Source organism: Pseudomonas serboccidentalis (assembly GCF_028830055.1).
In the GTDB taxonomy this organism is placed as follows: Bacteria; Pseudomonadota; Gammaproteobacteria; order Pseudomonadales; family Pseudomonadaceae; genus Aquipseudomonas; species Aquipseudomonas serboccidentalis.
Window position 1 is genome coordinate 2330286 of the sequence record NZ_CP101655.1, and the last position, 16882, is coordinate 2347167.

General features: G+C 61.2%; 10 protein-coding genes. 6 read left to right on the forward strand and 4 right to left on the reverse strand.

Annotation, left to right across the window (positions count from 1 at the left end):
* Positions 1-281 precede the first annotated feature (281 nt).
* Positions 282-1046: a GntR family transcriptional regulator gene (locus tag NN484_RS10770; RefSeq protein WP_007961054.1), complete on the forward strand. Its 765-nt coding sequence runs from the start codon at positions 282-284 to the stop codon at positions 1044-1046.
* A 183-nt stretch (positions 1047-1229) separates the two neighbouring features.
* Here the strand turns inward: NN484_RS10770 and guaD are convergent, their stop codons facing one another.
* The 4 genes from guaD to xdhA all read right to left on the reverse strand — a co-directional run bounded on the left by guaD (position 1230) and on the right by xdhA (position 7370).
* The gene (gene guaD / locus NN484_RS10775; RefSeq protein WP_127652031.1) at positions 1230-2534 is read right to left on the reverse strand and encodes a guanine deaminase; all 1305 of its coding nucleotides are present in this window, start codon (positions 2532-2534) and stop codon (positions 1230-1232) included.
* A gap of 13 nt (positions 2535-2547) precedes the next feature.
* Positions 2548-3405, reverse strand: coding sequence for a xanthine dehydrogenase accessory protein XdhC (gene xdhC, locus NN484_RS10780; RefSeq protein WP_215501072.1), 858 nt, complete (start codon positions 3403-3405; stop codon positions 2548-2550).
* A 118-nt stretch (positions 3406-3523) separates the two neighbouring features.
* Positions 3524-5923 (reverse strand): xanthine dehydrogenase molybdopterin binding subunit, encoded by a 2400-nt coding sequence (gene xdhB, locus NN484_RS10785; RefSeq protein ID WP_274659075.1) that lies wholly within the window; start codon positions 5921-5923, stop codon positions 3524-3526.
* A complete protein-coding gene (gene xdhA, locus NN484_RS10790; protein ID WP_274659076.1) occupies positions 5916-7370 on the reverse strand; it encodes a xanthine dehydrogenase small subunit in 1455 nt (484 codons plus the stop codon). Before xdhA ends, xdhB begins: the two co-directional genes overlap by 8 nt.
* 267 nt (positions 7371-7637) lie before the next feature.
* On the opposite strand from xdhA, the gene NN484_RS10795 reads away from it, so the two are divergent.
* The 5 genes from NN484_RS10795 (at position 7638) to NN484_RS10815 (ending at position 16788) form a co-directional block, all read left to right on the forward strand.
* Positions 7638-8297 carry a GntR family transcriptional regulator gene (locus tag NN484_RS10795; protein WP_215501069.1) on the forward strand — a complete coding sequence of 220 codons (660 nt, stop codon included), beginning with the start codon at positions 7638-7640 and terminating at the stop codon, positions 8295-8297.
* A 2-nt stretch (positions 8298-8299) separates the two neighbouring features.
* Positions 8300-11788: a chromosome segregation protein SMC gene (smc, locus tag NN484_RS10800; RefSeq protein ID WP_274659077.1), complete on the forward strand. Its 3489-nt coding sequence runs from the start codon at positions 8300-8302 to the stop codon at positions 11786-11788.
* A gap of 259 nt (positions 11789-12047) precedes the next feature.
* Entirely contained in the window at positions 12048-12911 is an 864-nt protein-coding gene (gene zipA, locus NN484_RS10805) for a cell division protein ZipA (protein ID WP_215501068.1), read from the forward strand.
* Positions 12912-13052: 141 nt separating this feature from the next.
* Entirely contained in the window at positions 13053-15410 is a 2358-nt protein-coding gene (ligA, locus tag NN484_RS10810; protein ID WP_274659078.1) for an NAD-dependent DNA ligase LigA, read from the forward strand.
* A gap of 214 nt (positions 15411-15624) precedes the next feature.
* Positions 15625-16788 (forward strand): zinc-binding metallopeptidase family protein, encoded by a 1164-nt coding sequence (locus NN484_RS10815; RefSeq protein ID WP_274659079.1) that lies wholly within the window; start codon positions 15625-15627, stop codon positions 16786-16788.
* The last annotated feature ends 94 nt before the right edge of the window (positions 16789-16882 follow it).

Below are 16882 nucleotides of genomic sequence, written 5' to 3' on the forward strand. Positions count from 1 at the left end.
GATCTCTTGATCTTGCTTCTTAAAATCAAAGTCAAAAGATCGCAGCCTTCGGCAGCTCCTACAGGGGAGGTGGTGTTCTGGCGGCGGATTCTGTGATCAAGCCTAAACTCAATCGTAACGGATCGTTGCAATACAGCCGTGGACGCAAACAGCCATACAGTCGTGTTGCCACCTTCCATTGTGTACAATCGCGCTGTTTTTTACGCGATACTTGCCAGCGACCTACTGTGCCGTATTACAGTCACGGTCTATTCGCCGCAGTTCTCCCGACTCGAGTGCCCATGAACGAACAGTTGCAACCCCTCAAGAAACAACCGCGAGCAGGCAAAGCCGGCCGCAGCGGAACCCAGGACGATATTGTCTACGCGCATATCTTCGAGGCCATCCTCGAACAGCGTCTGGCGCCCGGCACCAAGTTGAGCGAAGAAGCGCTGGGGGAAATCTTCGGGGTCAGCCGCACCATCATTCGCCGCGCGCTGTCGCGTCTGGCCCATGAAGGCGTGGTGTTGTTGCGGCCGAACCGCGGCGCCGTGGTCGCCAGCCCGAGCGTTGAAGAAGCGCGTCAGGTGTTCATGGCCCGCCGTCTGGTGGAGCGCGCGATCACTGAACTCGCCGTGCAGCACGCCACCGCCGAGCAGATCGCCGAACTGCGCCAGATGGTCAACGACGAGCGCGACAGCTTCTCCCGTGGCGATCGCGGTGCCGGTATCCGTCTGTCGGGCGAATTCCATCTGAAGCTGGCTGAAGCGGCGAAAAACGCGCCATTGATCAGCTTCCAGCGCAGCCTGGTCTCGCAGACCTCGCTGATCATCGCCCAGTACGAAAGCGGCAACCGCTCGCATTGTTCCTACGACGAGCACACCCAGTTGATCGACGCCATCGAAGCGCGCAACGGTGAGCTGGCGGTGGACCTGATGATGCATCACATGGATCACATCGACAGCAAGCTCAACCTCGATGAGGAAAGTGCGTCGGATGACCTGCATGCGGTGTTCTCGCATCTGTTGCAGACCAAGAAGCCTGGGCGTCCGGCGGCCAAGCTTTGAGCTGATACCGGGTCGCTCCAATCGCGAGCAGGCTAACTCCTACAGTGGATCTTCAGTGGCCACAAAATGTGTGAACAACAAAGATCACTGTAGGAGTGAGCCTGCTCGCGATAGCAATCGGACAAGCAATAAAAATCCCCCGGGGTGAACACCCCCGGGGGATTTTTTATGCCTCGGGAAAACTCAGCGCTGATGCACCAAAGCACCCGCCGCATACGTCTGTTGCACCGTGCGGTCATCGCCCAGCGTCATCAACACAAACAACGTCTCGGCAATGGTGTTGGCCTGCTTCAGGCGATAGCTGAGCAGCGGCGTGGCGTTGTAATCCAGCACCAGGAAGTCGGCGTCGGAGCCCGGTTGCAGGTTGCCGATCTTGTCTTCCAGGCGCAGCGCCCGCGCACCGCCAAGCGTTGCGAGGTACAGCGACTTGAACGGACTCAGGCGTGCACCCTGCAACTGCATGACTTTGTAGGCTTCGTTGAGGGTTTGTAGCAGCGAGAAACTGGTGCCGCCGCCGACGTCAGTGCCCAGGCCGACGTTCAGCTTATGCTTCTCGGCCATCGGCAGGTTGAACAGGCCGCTGCCGAGGAACAAGTTCGAGGTCGGGCAGAACGAGATCGCCGAGCCGGTTTCCGCCAGGCGCGCGCATTCGTCGTCGCACAGGTGCACACCGTGGGCGAATACCGAGCGCTCGCCGAGTAACTGGTAGTGATCGTAAACGTCGAGGTAGCCCTTGCGCTCCGGGAACAGTTCCTTGACCCACTCGATTTCCTTGAGGTTCTCGCTGATGTGGGTCTGCATGTACAGATCCGGGTATTCGGTCAGCAGTTGTCCGGCGAGGGTCAGTTGTTCCGGGGTGCTGGTCGGGGCGAAGCGCGGGGTGACGGCGTAGTGCAGGCGGCCCTTGCCGTGCCAGCGTTCGATCAGCGCCTTGCTCTCGACGTAGCTGGATTCGGCGGTGTCGGTCAGGTAGTCCGGGGCGTTGCGGTCCATCATCACCTTGCCGGCGATCATCCGCAGGTCGAGCTTCTCGGCGGCTTCGAAGAACGAATTCACCGATTGCGGGTGCACGCTGCCGAACACCAGCGCGGTGGTGGTGCCGTTGCGCAGCAGTTCCTTGATGAAAATGTCCGCGACTTCATCAGCGTGGGCCTTGTCGCCGAACTGGCTTTCGCACGGGAAGGTGTAGGTGTTGAGCCAGTCCAGCAGTTGTTCGCCGTAGGCACCGACCATGCCGGTTTGCGGCAGGTGGATGTGGGTGTCGATGAAGCCCGGGGTGATCAGCGCGTCCTGATAATGCGTGATCTCGATGTCCGCCGGCAGCGTCGGCAACAGTTCGCTGGCGTGGCCGAGGGCGCTGATCTTGCCGCCATCGACCACCAGCAGGCCGTCCTCGAAATATTCGTAGGAGGCGTCGATCCCCACTTCAGCGGGGTCGGCGATGCTGTGCAGGATGGCGGCGCGGTAGGCTTTGCGAGTCAGAGGCATGAGGGTTCTCTAATCAGTTTGAGGCTTTGAGTTTGGCGGCCTGACTGCGCCGGGAAGCGGGCAGCAGTCTGGCAATCGGTTCGGCGCTGGCGGTGTGCAGGCCGAAATTGGCGTTGTAGGTGGCGATGATTTCGCCGGCGATGGAGATGGCGATTTCCACAGGCAGTTTGCCTTTGACTTCGCCGATGCCCATCGGGCAGCGCATGCGTTGCACGACGCTGGCGTCGAAACCGCGATCACGCAGGCGATGTTCGAACTTGGCCCGTTTGGTCTTCGAACCGATCAGGCCGAACCAGGCAAAGTCGTTGCGCTTGAGGATCGCGGCGGTGAGTTCAAGGTCCAGCTGATGGTTGTGGGTCATGACGATGCAATAGCTGCCGACGGGCAGGTCATCGATTTCATCCACAGGCTCTTCGGCGACGATTTTACGCACGCCGTGGGGGATCTGTTGGGGGAATTCCTCTTCCCGCGAATCGATCCAGCGCACCCGGCAGGGCAGGCTGGCGAGCAATGGCACCAGCGCGCGGCCGACATGGCCGGCGCCGAATACGGCGATCTGCGCCTGCACCTGGCCCATCGGTTCGAACAGCAACACCGTGGCGCCGCCGCAGCACTGACCGAGGCTGGCACCGAGGCTGAAGCGCTCCAGATGGGTGTCCTGCTTGCCGCTGGCGAGCATGTCGCGGGCGATCTGCATGGCTTTGTATTCCAGATGCCCGCCACCGATGGTGTCGAAGGTCTGTTTCGCGCTGACGACCATTTTCGAGCCGGCATTGCGCGGGGTCGAGCCGAGTTCTTCGATGATCGTCACCAGAACGCAGGGTTCACCCTGGTTCTGCAGGTCGGCGAGGGCGTCGATCCAGTTGTACATGTTCACCTCGACATCTTCGTTGTCTGTCAGTCCGCCATCGCGAGCAGGACTCACTCCTACAGTTGGAATGCATTCCCCTGTAGGAGTGAGCCTGCTCGCGATAGCCGCACCTCGGTCCTTAAAGCGGAGCCAGCTCAGCTTCAGCAGCAACCGGTTTTACCGCTTTGAGCTGGCGCATCTGCTCACACCCCCACAACACCCGCTCCGGGGTCGCCGGCGCATCAATCTGCGGTTGATGCTGATAGTCACCAAGGCTCGCCACTGCATCCTTGATCGCACACCACGCGGCAATCCCGAGCATGAATGGCGGCTCACCGACAGCCTTGGAATGGAACACCGTGTCTTCCGGGTTCTTGCGGTTTTCCACCAGTTTCACCCGCAAATCCAGCGGCATGTCCGCCACGGCCGGGATCTTGTAGCTGGCCGGGCCGTTGGTCATCAGCTTGCCCTTGTTGTTCCAGACCAGCTCTTCCATGGTCAGCCAGCCCATGCCCTGAACGAAACCGCCCTCGACCTGACCGATATCGATCGCCGGGTTCAGCGAGGCACCGACATCGTGGAGGATGTCGGTGCGCAGCATCTTGTACTCGCCGGTCAGGGTGTCGACGATCACTTCGCAGCACGCCGCGCCGAAGGCGAAGTAGTAGAACGGCCGGCCACGGGCCTGGCTGCGGTCGTAGTAGATTTTCGGGGTCTTGTAGAAGCCGGTGCTCGACAGTGAGACCTGATTGAAATACGCCAGCTGGATCAGCGCTTCGAAGGTCATGATGTGGTCACGCACGCGCACATGGCCGTTGTGGAATTCCACGTCTTCTTCGCTGACCTTGTAGTGCCGCGCGGCAAATTCCACCAGACGCTGCTTGATGATCTCGGCGGCGTTCTGCGCAGCCTTGCCATTGAGGTCGGCACCGCTGGAGGCGGCGGTCGGCGAGGTGTTCGGCACCTTGTCGGTGTTGGTCGCGGTGATCTGCACCCGGTCCATTTCCACCTGGAACACTTCGGCCACCACCTGCGCGACCTTGGTGTTCAGGCCCTGGCCCATTTCCGTGCCGCCGTGGTTGAGGTGGATGCTGCCGTCGGTGTAGACGTGGATCAGCGCGCCGGCCTGGTTGAGGAAGCTGGCGGTGAAGGAAATGCCGAATTTCACCGGGGTCAGCGCCAGGCCTTTTTTCAGGATCGGGCTGTTGGCGTTGTAGCGGCGGATCGCTTCGCGGCGCTCGGCGTACTGGCTGCTTTCTTCCAGTTCCGCGGTCATTTCCTCGAGCATGTTGTGCTCGACGGTCTGGTAGTAGTGGGTGACGTTGCGCTCGGTCTTGCCGTAGTAGTTGGCCTTGCGCACGGCCAACGGGTCGAGGTGCAGGTGGCGGGCAATAGCGTCCATCACTTCTTCGATGGCAACCATGCCTTGCGGACCGCCGAAACCACGGTAGGCGGTGTTCGACGCGGTGTTGGTCTTGCAGCGGTGACCATTGATGGTCGCATCACCCAGGTAGTACGAGTTGTCCGAGTGGAACATCGCCCGGTCAACGATCGATGCGGACAGGTCCGGCGAGCAGCCACAGTTGCCGGCCAGGTCCATGTTGATCCCGTGCAGGCGCCCGGTGCTGTCGAAGCCGACGTCGTACTCGACGTAGAACGGGTGACGCTTGCCGGTCATCAGCATGTCTTCGACCCGTGGCAGACGCATCTTGGTCGGCTGCCCGGTGAGGTGCGCGATTACCGCGCACAGGCACGCCGGGCTGGCGGCCTGGGTTTCCTTGCCGCCGAAACCACCGCCCATGCGGCGCATGTCGACGACGATCTTGTTCATCGACACGTCGAGCACTTCGGCCACCAGTTTCTGCACTTCGGTGGGGTTCTGCGTCGAGCAGTAGACGATCATCCCGCCGTCTTCGGTGGGCATCACTGAGGAGATCTGCGTCTCCAGATAGAAGTGTTCCTGGCCGCCGATGTGCAGCGTGCCCTGAATGCGGTGTTCGGCCGTGGCCAGTGCCGACGCTGAATCGCCGCGCTGATGGGTGTGGCTATCGAGCACGAAGTGGCGTTTGCGCAGGGCTTCGACTACATCCAGCACCGGCTCCAGATCTTCGTATTCGATGATCGCGGCCATTGCCGCTTTGCGCGCGGTTTCCAGGTCTTTGGCGGCCACGGCCAGCACCGGTTGGCCGACGAACTGCACATCGTCGATGGCCAGCAGCGGATCGCCCGGCAGCAGCGGGCCGATGTCTTTCAGGCCCGGCACGTCTTCGTGGGTGATCGCAATGCGCACGCCGTCGAAGGCGTAGCAGGGCTGGGTGTCGATGCTGATGATTTTCGCGTGGGCGCGGTCTGACAGTCGTGCGTAAACGTGCAGCTGGTTGGGGAATTCCAGACGGTCATCGATGTACTGCGCTTCACCGGACACATGCTTGGCGGCGCTGTCGTGCTTGACGCTGCGGCCGACACCGGTGGTCAGGTCCTTGGCGAACAGTTCAGCCAGTTCGGCCTGAGTCTTCTCTACGGCGTGATGGTTAGACATAAGCGGTCACCCGAGTCTCGATGTGCGGTGTTTGCAGTTCGATGAAGTATTTGCGCAGCAGGTTCTGCGCGCTGAGCAGGCGATATTCCTTGCTGGCGCGGAAGTCCGAGAGCGGCGTGAAGTCCTCGGCCAGCGCGGCGCAGGCGCGTTCGACCACGGCGTTGTTGAACGGCTGTCCGAGCAGCACGGTTTCGCAATGGGCGGCGCGTTTCGGGATCGCCGCCATGCCGCCGAAAGCCATGCGGGCATCGGTGATTACGCCGTTTTCCACACGCAGGTTGAAGGCGGCGCAGACCGCAGAGATGTCGTCGTCCAGGCGCTTGGAGACCTTGTAGGCGCGGAACAACTGCTCGGCGCTGGCGCGCGGGACGATGATCTTCTCGATGAACTCGCTTTCCTGGCGGGCCGTGACCTTGTAGTCGATGAAGTAATCTTCCAGGTTCAGCGTGCGCCGGGTTTCACCCTTGCACAGCACAACTTGAGCGCCGAGGGCGATCAGCAGCGGTGGCGAATCACCGATTGGCGAGGCGTTGCCGATGTTGCCGCCGAGGGTGCCCTGATTGCGAATCTGCAGCGAGGCGAATCGGTGCAGCAATTCGCCGAAGTCCGGGTACTCGGCGTTTAACGCTTCGTAGCAGTCGGAGAGGGCAGTGGCGGCGCCGATTTCGATGCGGTCTTCGAAGGTTTCGATGCGCTTCATTTCGGCGACGTTGCCGACGTAGATCATCACCGGCAGGGTGCGGTGGAACTGGGTGACTTCCAGGGCCAGATCGGTACCGCCGGCCAGCAGTCGCGCTTGTGGATAAGCATCGTAGAGGTCGGCCAGATCGGCGACGGTCAGCGGCACCAGGCAGCGCTTGTCGCCGCTGTTGAGTTCGCCGATATCGGTCGGGGCGATGGCTTTGAGGCGGGCGATGGTCTCGGCTTCGCGGGCATCGAACTGGTCCGGCTGCTTGCCGCAGCACGATTGCTCGGCGGCAGCGAGGATCGGCCGGTAGCCGGTGCAGCGGCAGAGGTTGCCGGCCAGCGCTTCGTGGGCCTTGGCCTGATCCGGTGCATCGCTGTTCTTTTGCAGGGCGAACAGCGACATGACGAAACCGGGGGTGCAGAACCCGCACTGCGAGCCGTGGCACTCGACCATGGCTTGCTGCACGCTGTGCAATTCGCCCTGGTGCTTGAGGTCTTCGACGCTGATCAGTTGTTTGCCGTGCAGCGACGACACAAAGGTCAGGCACGAGTTGAGGCTGCGGTAGCGAATGTGTTCGCGGCCGTCGTCATCCGTTTGCAACTCGCCGACCACCACAGTGCAGGCGCCACAATCGCCGCTGGCGCAGCCTTCTTTGGTGCCGGATTTGCCCACATGCTCGCGCAGGTAATTGAGCACGGTCAGGTTCGGGTCCAGGGCGTGCTCGCTACGGAGTTCCTGGTTAAGTAAAAACTGGATCACGGAAGGCCTCGCAGACTCATTATTGTTGTTAACCGACTTGAACCGAATTTAGCAGGTCTGACTTTTCGGTCAATGGTTTTCTGACTTAAGGGTCAGGAAAATCGCTTTTGTCGATTAACGTGTGCTCTATTGAGTATTGACCCTGAGCGGATCCACTGCTTTTTTGCTTGAATCGTGCCAAAAACCGCCCTGCGGGCACTCCGCCATGCACCTGCATTTGCGCTACACTGCGCCGCTTGTGCAGATCGAAGAGTTTGAAGGACAACCATGACGTTCAAGGCGCCGGACAGCCTCGCCGAGCAAATCGCTCACCACCTCGCCGAACGCATCATTCGCGGCGAAATGAAGCCGGGAGAGCGCATTCAGGAACAGAAGGTCACGCTGGCCCTCAATGTCAGCCGCGGATCGGTCCGCGAAGCCCTGCTGATCCTCGAACGCCGCCACCTGATCGCGATCCTGCCGCGACGTGGCGCCCATGTCACCGAACTCACCGCGCACAAGGTGCAGAGCCTGTGCACGTTGATGAGCGAGCTGTACATCCTGCTCGGCAATGCGGTCGCCAATGGCTGGCAGACCCAGGCCGACATGGCGCCGTTCGTGCAGATCCAGCAGCGCCTGAGCGCCAGCTATGAACGTCAGGACATCCGCACCTTCGTCGACGACAGCTTCGCCGTGATGCGCGCAGCGTACCCGTTCGCCAACAACCCGTACCTGCAAGAGACCGTCGAGAACCTGCAGCCGGCCATGAGCCGTGCCTACTTCCTCGCCCTCGAACAGCGCAAGGCCGAAATGAGCGAGTTCCTCGAACTGTTCGAACGCCTGCTCGCCGCCGTGCTCGCCCGTGATTTGCCGCAGATCCGCATCGTGCTGACGGCTTACGCCCGGCGCAGCTGCGATCTGGTGGTTTCCGCCCTGACGGTTGCCTGAGCGTGCGGCTAAAGTGCATCAAACTGGCGGGGTTCAAGTCCTTCGTCGACCCGACCACGGTGAACTTCCCCAGTAACATGGCGGCAGTCGTCGGGCCGAACGGTTGCGGCAAGTCGAACATCATCGACGCCGTACGCTGGGTGATGGGCGAAAGCTCGGCGAAAAACCTGCGTGGCGAGTCGATGACCGACGTCATCTTCAACGGCTCGACCAGCCGCAAACCGGTGAGCCAGGCGAGCATCGAGCTGGTGTTCGACAACTCCGATGGCACGCTGGTTGGTGAATACGCGGCGTATGCCGAGATTTCCATTCGCCGCAAAGTTACCCGCGACAGTCAGAACAGCTATTTCCTCAACGGCGCCAAATGCCGCCGTCGCGACATCACCGATATCTTCCTCGGCACCGGTCTGGGGCCGCGCAGCTACTCGATCATCGAGCAGGGGATGATCTCCAAGCTGATCGAAGCCAAGCCCGAAGACCTGCGCAACTTCATCGAAGAAGCGGCGGGCATCTCCAAGTACAAGGAGCGCCGGCGCGAGACCGAAAACCGCATTCGCCGCACCCACGAAAACCTCGCCCGCCTGACCGACCTGCGCGAAGAACTCGAACGCCAGCTCGAACGCCTGCACCGTCAGGCCGAGTCCGCGAAGAAGTATCAGGAATACAAGACCGAAGAGCGTCAGCTCAAGGCGCAACTGTCGGCCCTGCGCTGGCAGGATCTGAACGATCAGGTCGGCCAGCGCGAGTCGATCATCGGCACTCAGGAAGTCAGTTTCGAAGCGTTGGTCGCCGAGCAGCGTAATGCGGATGCGGCCATTGAGCGCCTGCGCGACGGGCACCATGAACTGTCCGAACGCTTCAATCTGGTGCAGGGGCGCTTCTATTCGGTCGGCGGCGATATCGCCCGGGTCGAGCAGAGCATCCAGCACGGCCAGCAGCGCTTGCGTCAGTTGCAGGATGACCTGAAAGAAGCCGAACGCGCGCGTCTGGAAACCGAATCGCATCTGGGCCACGACCGCACGCTGCTGCTGACCCTCGGCGAAGAGCTGGACATGCTCACCCCCGAGCAGGAGGTCACCAGCGCCGCCGCCGAAGAAGCCGCCGCTGCGCTGGAAGATTCCGAAAGCGTCATGCACGGCTGGCAGGAGCAGTGGGACACCTTCAACCTGACCGCCGCTGAACCCCGGCGTCAGGCCGAAGTGCAGCAGTCGCGCATCCAGCAGCTGGAAACCAGCATGGAGCGTCTGGCCGATCGACAAAAGCGTCTTGCGGAGGAGCGTGACTTGCTCTCGGCCGATCCGGAAGACGCCGCGATCATGGCGCTCAACGAGCAACTTGCCGAGTCCGAAGCGACCCTGGAAGACTTGCAGACCAGCGAAGAAGCGCAGGTCGAAAAGCTTGAGCAACTGCGTCAGGAATTGCAGCAGGCGCTGACCGCGCAGCAACAGGCGCAGGGCGATCTGCAGCGGCTCAACGGTCGCCTGGCGTCCCTTGAGGCCCTGCAGCAAGCCGCGCTCGATCCGGGCACCGGCACCGCCGAATGGTTGAAGGAACACAACCTCGCCGAGCGCCCGCGCCTGGCCGAGGGCCTGAAGGTCGAGGCGGGTTGGGAGCTGGCGGTGGAAACCGTGCTCGGCGCCGATCTGCAAGCGGTACTCGTCGACGATTTCAGCGGCTTCGATCTGTCCGGTTTCAGCCAGGGTGATTTGCGCCTGCTCAGCCCGGGCAACGATGGCGTGCGGGTGGCCGGCAGCTTGCTGGACAAGGTCGAGGCGCAGATTGATCTGTCGCCGTGGCTCGGTCAGGTCAAACCGGTCGACAGCCTCGAGCAAGCCTTGGCCTTGCGCGGACAGTTGAGCGCCGGCCAGAGCGTGATCAGCCGCGACGGTTATTGGGTCGGCCGGCACTTTCTGCGCGTGCGTCGTGCCAGTGAAGCCGAGAGCGGCATGCTCGCCCGAGGTCAGGAAATCGAGACGCTGCAGGCCGAGCGCGAAGAGCGCGAAGCCACGGTCGAGGCCATGGAAACCCGCTTGCAAACCCTGCGTGCGCAACAGCGTCAGCAGGAAAACGGTCGCGAACATTTGCGGCGCTTGCTGCAAGACGAAGCGCGTCAGCAAGGTGAACTGAAAGCCCAATTGTCCGCCGGCAAAGCCAAGGCCGAACAACTGACCTTGCGCCGTACGCGCCTCGATGAAGAGCTGGTCGAACTCGGCGAACAGCGCGAGCTGGAACACGAACAGATCGGCGAAGCGCGCATGCAATTGCAGGAAGCGCTCGACGCCATGGCGCTGGACACCGAACAGCGCGAATTGCTGCTGGCCCAGCGCGACAGCCTGCGCGAACGCCTCGACCGCGTGCGACAGGAAGCCCGTCAGCACAAGGATCACGCTCATCAACTGGCCGTGCGTCTCGGCTCGTTGCGTGCCCAGTACGATTCCACGCGTCAGGCGCTGGAGCGTCTGGAGATGCAGGCCGAGCGCCTCACCGAAAAGCGCGAACAGTTGAGTCTGAATCTGGAGGAGGGTGAGGCGCCGCTGGAAGAGCTGCGCCTGAAACTCGAAGAGCTGCTCGACAAACGCATGACCGTCGACGAAGAACTGAAGACTGCGCAGATCGCGCTGGAAGACGCCGACCGCGAATTGCGCGAAGCGGAAAAACGTCGGACCCAGGCCGAGCAGCAATCGCAATTGATCCGCGGCCAGCTCGAACAGCAGCGCATGGAATGGCAAGCGCTGACCGTGCGACGCAAGGCGTTGCAGGATCAATTGCTCGAAGACGGCTACGATCTCAATGGCGTGCTCGCGACCTTGACGCCTGAGGCCAGTGAACGCGCCGCCGAAGATGAACTCGAACGAATCAATGCGCGGATTCAGCGTCTGGGCGCGATCAACCTCGCGGCCATCGACGAATACACGCAACAATCCGAGCGTAAACGTTATCTGGATGCGCAGGACGCCGATCTGGTGGAAGCACTGGAGACCCTGGAAAACGTCATTCGCAAGATCGACAAGGAAACCCGTAACCGTTTCAAAGATACCTTTGATCAGATCAATGGCGGTTTACAGGCACTTTTCCCGAAAGTTTTCGGTGGAGGCAGCGCCTATTTGGAACTGACGGGCGAAGATCTACTCGATACAGGGGTGACGATCATGGCGCGGCCGCCAGGAAAGAAGAACAGCACCATCCATTTGCTCTCCGGCGGGGAAAAAGCCCTGACCGCACTGGCACTGGTTTTTGCGATCTTCAAATTGAATCCGGCGCCGTTCTGCATGCTCGATGAAGTTGACGCGCCACTGGATGACGCTAACGTTGGACGCTACGCACGATTGGTTAAAGAGATGTCGCAGACCGTGCAGTTCATCTATATCACCCACAACAAGATCGCCATGGAAATGGCCGATCAACTGATGGGGGTGACGATGCACGAGCCGGGTTGTTCGCGACTGGTTGCAGTGGATGTCGAGGAGGCGATGGCGATGGTGGACGCCTGAGCCAGCGTGGTGTCGGAAGGGTATTGATGTTCTGTAGGACTTTTTTACCGACTTCGACTTGCTGGCCAATCGACATATTCGCGCAAGCCAATGTGACAGACGGTGTAAAGTTGTCTTTGGTCGTGCTAGTTTAATGTCAATTTTTCGTATACGTGGGCAAAACGCCTGTCAGAACATAGAGTTGGCGCCACGTTTTAAAGCGGTTTACACAGTGTAAACCCCTTATTTTTCAGCATTTTTTATAGAGGCACGGGATTACATGGAAATCGGTCTGCGCGAGTGGCTGATCGTCATCGGCATCATTGTGATAGCCGGTATTCTTTTCGATGGCTGGCGCCGTATGCGCGGCGGCAAGGGAAAACTGAAATTCCGTCTTGACCGAAGTCTGTCCAACCTGCCGGACGAGGACACCAGCGCTGAGCTGTTGGGCCCGGCTCGCGTGCTGGACACGCATAAAGAACCGCAACTGGACGAACACGATCTGCCGTCGGTGAGCATGCCGGCCCGCGAAGCACGCGAGCCTCGCGAATCGGGCTCCAAACGTGGCAAGCGTGGCAGCAATGGTCCGGCCCAGGGCGACCTGAACCTCGACCTGGACCTGGACGGTGGCCCGAGCTTCAGCAGCCGTGATGATGACTTTGTCGAAGACAGCAAGCCTTCGCCGGCCGTGGCCGACAAGGATCAGCCGCAAGCCGAAGAAGTCCTGGTGATCAGCGTGATCTGCCGCGACGCAGCCGGCTTCAAAGGCCCGGCGTTGTTGCAGAACATTCTGGAAAGCGGTCTGCGTTTCGGCGAGATGGATATTTTCCACCGCCACGAAAGCATGGCCGGTAACGGTGAAGTGCTGTTCTCCATGGCCAACGCCGTCAAGCCGGGTATCTTCGATCTGGACGACATCGACCATTTCAGCACCCCGGCGGTGAGCTTCTTCCTTGGCCTGCCAGGCCCGCGTCATCCGAAGCAGGCCTTCGACGTGATGGTGGCGGCAGCCCGCAAGCTGTCCCAGGAGCTGAATGGCGAGTTGAAAGACGATCAGCGCAGCGTTCTGACCGCGCAGACCATCGAGCACTACCGTCAGCGCATCGTCGAATTCGAACGCCGGGCCCTGACCCAGAAGCGCTAAAGGCCAAGATCAAAAGATCGCAGCCTTCGGCAGCTCCTACAGAGGACCCTGTAGGAGCTGTCGAGTGCAACGAGGCTGCGATCTTTAAATGATGAAACTGGAGCAGCCTCGGCTGCTCTTTTGCTTTATGAGAGAACACCCATGACCGCCGCCAAAACCCGCATTCTAGAACTGCGCGCTGAGCTCGATCAGCACAACTACCGTTACCACGTCCTCGACGAACCGAGCATTCCGGACGCCGAATACGACCGGTTGTTCCACGAGCTCAAGGCGCTGGAAGCGGCCAACCCGGAACTGATCACCAGCGACTCGCCAACCCAGCGCGTCGGCAGCGTGGCCCTGACCGCGTTCACCCAGGTGCGTCACGAAGTGCCGATGCTCAGCCTCGGCAACGCCTTCGAAGAAACCGACATGCGCGAGTTCGACCGCCGGGTGACTGAAGGGCTGGACCTGCCGGCCGGCGATCTGTTCGGTGGCGGTGCGGCGGTGGAGTACAGCTGCGAACCGAAGCTCGATGGCCTGGCGGTCAGCCTGCTGTATCAGGACGGCGTGCTGGTACGCGGCGCCACACGCGGCGACGGCACCACCGGTGAAGACATCAGCGTCAACGTGCGCACCGTGCGCAACATCCCGCTGAAGCTGCACGGCAGCGGTTGGCCGGCGGCCCTGGAAGTGCGCGGTGAAGTGTTCATGTCCAAGGCCGGTTTCGAGCGCCTCAACGCCTCGCAACTGGAAGTCGGCGGCAAGACCTTCGCCAACCCGCGCAACGCCGCTGCCGGCAGCCTGCGTCAGCTGGATTCGAAGATCACCGCCAACCGCCCGCTGGAATTTTGCTGCTACGGCATTGGTCAGGTCTCCCACGATATTTCTGACACCCACATCGGCAACCTCAAGCAATTGCAGGCGTGGGGCCTGCCGATCAGCCATGAGCTGAAACTGGCCAAAGGCATCGGCGAGTGCCTGGATTACTACCGCGACATCGGCGAGCGACGTAACTCGCTGGCCTACGAAATTGACGGCGTGGTGTTCAAGGTCAACAGCATTGCCGATCAGCGTGAGTTGGGCTTTCGTGCCCGCGAACCGCGCTGGGCCATCGCGCACAAATTCCCGGCGATGGAAGAACTCACCGAGCTGCTCGACGTGGAATTCCAGGTCGGCCGCACCGGTGCCGTTACGCCGGTAGCGCGACTGAAACCGGTCAAGGTTGCCGGTGTCACTGTCGCCAACGCCACTTTGCACAACATGGATGAAGTGGCGCGTCTGGGCTTGATGATCGGCGACACGGTGATCATCCGCCGCGCCGGTGACGTGATCCCGCAGGTGGTGCAAGTGGTCACCGAACGTCGCCCCGACGATGCGCGCCCGGTGCATATCCCGCAAAGCTGCCCGGTGTGCGGCTCCCACGTCGAGCGCACGCAACTGGTCAAGCGCAGCAAAGGCAAGGAAACCATCAGCGAAGGCGCGGTGTACCGCTGCGTCGGCCGTCTGGCCTGTGGCGCACAACTGAAACAGGCGATCATTCACTTTGTGTCGCGCCGGGCGATGGACATCGAAGGCCTCGGCGACAAGAGCGTCGAGCAACTGGTCGACGAAGGTCTGGTCAGTTCGCCGGCGGACCTGTACGCGCTGAAGTTTGACGACATCGTCGATCTGGAGGGCTTCGCTGAAGTCTCCAGCAACAAGCTGCTGGCGGCGATCGAAGACAGCAAGCAGCCAGGACTGGCGCGCTTCATCTACGCCCTAGGCATTCCCGATGTCGGCGAGGAGACGGCCAAGGTCCTGGCGCGTTCGCTGGGTTCGCTGGAGCGCGTGCAACAGGCGCTGCCACAAGTGCTGACCTACCTGCCGGACATCGGCCTGGAAGTGGCGCACGAGATTCACAGCTTCTTCGAAGATGCGCACAACCAGCAGGTGATTACTGAATTGCTGGGGCATGGTCTGCAGATTCAGGATCAGGGCGAGCTGGGCGCCGAGTTTGCTGCGAGTACCACGCTCGGTGGGTTACTCGACAAGCTGCACATCCCTTCGGTCGGCCCGGGCGGCGCGCAGAAACTCGCAGACAAGTTCGGCTCGCTGGAAGCGGTGATGAATGCCGATTGGCTGGACATGCGTCAGGCACTGCCGGAGAAACAGGCCAATTCGGTGCGCGAGTTCTTTGCTTCGCCAGAGCACCGGCAGATCGCCGAGTCCGCCGAGAAACAGCTGCGTGATTTCGGCATGCACTGGTTGAGCGAGAAGAAAGTCGTCGAAGGCCTGCCGCTGTCCGGCCAGACCTGGGTGCTGACCGGCAAGGTTGAGCTGATGAGTCGTGATGTGGCCAAAGAGCATCTGGAAAGCCTCGGCGCCAAGGTGGCGGGCTCGGTATCGGCGAAAACTCATTGCGTGGTCGCAGGGCCGGGCGCCGGCTCGAAACTGACCAAGGCCAATGAGCTGGGCGTGAAGGTCATGGACGAAGAAGCGTTTATCGCCTTCCTCAAAACCCATGGTATTTCTGCCTGATACCTCTTCCGGAGAGTGCGCTTTTTTGTGGTGAGGGGGCTTGCCCCCGTTGGGTTGCGAAGCAGCCCCGACTTCAGAGAATGCAGTTCATCCATAGTCTGCCGTTGGAGTGCGTTGCACTCCAACGGGGGCAAGCCCCCCTCACCAGGTGTTAGTGGGAACGATGTTGTCTCGGCAATGATCTAGTCTTGGCAAGCCCCAGGGAGAGATCGCCATGTACCGCTTTTTCGAGCAGCTCAGTTCTCGCATCGTCGCGCCGTTCATGGGCGAAACTTCACGCAACAGCAAAGTCTGGCCGTGCCGCTGCGGCCAGTCGCTGTTCTTTCGCAACAGCCAGTGCCTGGCTTGCAACGCTGCGCTGGGCTACCAGCCTGAAGAAAGTCGCATCACTTCATTGTCGCCCGGTGTGGAGGGTGGCATCTGGACGCTCGACGCCGACCCCGATGCCGGACTGTTTCGCCGCTGTGCCAACCTGGACACGCCGGCTGCCTGCAACTGGCTGCTGCCCCTCAATGCGCACGACAGTTTGTGTGTCGCGTGCAGCCTCAATCGCACCATCCCCGACCTCGCGGTGGCGGCAAACCCCGAGCGCTGGCGCAAAGTCGAAATCGCCAAACGACGCCTCGTCGCGCAACTGATCACCCTCGGTCTGCCGGTCATCCCGAAAACCGTGGATGAAGACACCGGTCTGGCCTTCGATTTCATCGGCGTCGACCTTGAAGGCAACGCACCGATGACCGGCCACGCCAACGGCCTGATCACCCTCGACATCAAGGAAGCCGACGACGCCCACCGCGAGCAGGTGCGGGCGGCGATGCATGAACCCTATCGCACGCTGCTCGGGCATTTCCGGCATGAGGTCGGGCATTACTACTGGGATCGCCTGATCGCCAACGGCCCGTGGCTCGAAGCCTTCCGTAACCTGTTTGGCGACGAACGCGCCAGTTACGCCGAAGCGCTTGATCGTCATTATCAGCAGGGCGCACCGCTGGACTGGCCGCAACACTACGTCAGCGCCTACGCGACCATGCATCCGTGGGAAGACTGGGCCGAAACCTGGGCGCATTACCTGCACATGATGGACGCCGTGGACACTGCGCTGGGCTTCGGCATGAGCGCGCGGGAAATGGACTTCGACTACCAGCCGTTTCCGCCCGGCACCCTGTACGACCCGGAGCACCCCGGCGGCGCGGCATTCCTGTCATTCGTCAATGCGTGGATCGAACTGGCCGGCATGCTCAACGAACTGTCGCGCAGCATGGGCCAGCCGGATTTCTACCCGTTCGTGCTGCCGGCGGCGGCGATTGCCAAGCTGCACTTCATCCATCTGGTGATCCAGCAGGCGGGCGGTCGGGCAGACGAGGTTCTCACCCTGTAGGAGCTGGCGCAGGCTGCGATCTTTATGTCCTTGAAGCCACTCATATTTTTAATCTGAAACCAACGGTTGTAACTTCGCTTCAGATAGGTACAAT

Excerpts from the sequence above, each read along its gene's own strand:
- guaD (WP_127652031.1), bottom strand. The coding sequence starts at position 2,534 with ATGCCTCTGACTCGCAAAGCCTACCGCGCCGCCATCCTGCACAGCATC.
- xdhB (WP_274659075.1), bottom strand. The coding sequence starts at position 5,923 with ATGTCTAACCATCACGCCGTAGAGAAGACTCAGGCCGAACTGGCTGAA.
- zipA (WP_215501068.1), top strand. The coding sequence starts at position 12,048 with ATGGAAATCGGTCTGCGCGAGTGGCTGATCGTCATCGGCATCATTGTG.
- NN484_RS10815 (WP_274659079.1), top strand. The coding sequence starts at position 15,625 with ATGTACCGCTTTTTCGAGCAGCTCAGTTCTCGCATCGTCGCGCCGTTC.
- NN484_RS10770 (WP_007961054.1), top strand. The coding sequence starts at position 282 with ATGAACGAACAGTTGCAACCCCTCAAGAAACAACCGCGAGCAGGCAAA.
- ligA (WP_274659078.1), top strand. The coding sequence starts at position 13,053 with ATGACCGCCGCCAAAACCCGCATTCTAGAACTGCGCGCTGAGCTCGAT.
- NN484_RS10795 (WP_215501069.1), top strand. The coding sequence starts at position 7,638 with ATGACGTTCAAGGCGCCGGACAGCCTCGCCGAGCAAATCGCTCACCAC.
- xdhC (WP_215501072.1), bottom strand. The coding sequence starts at position 3,405 with ATGTACAACTGGATCGACGCCCTCGCCGACCTGCAGAACCAGGGTGAA.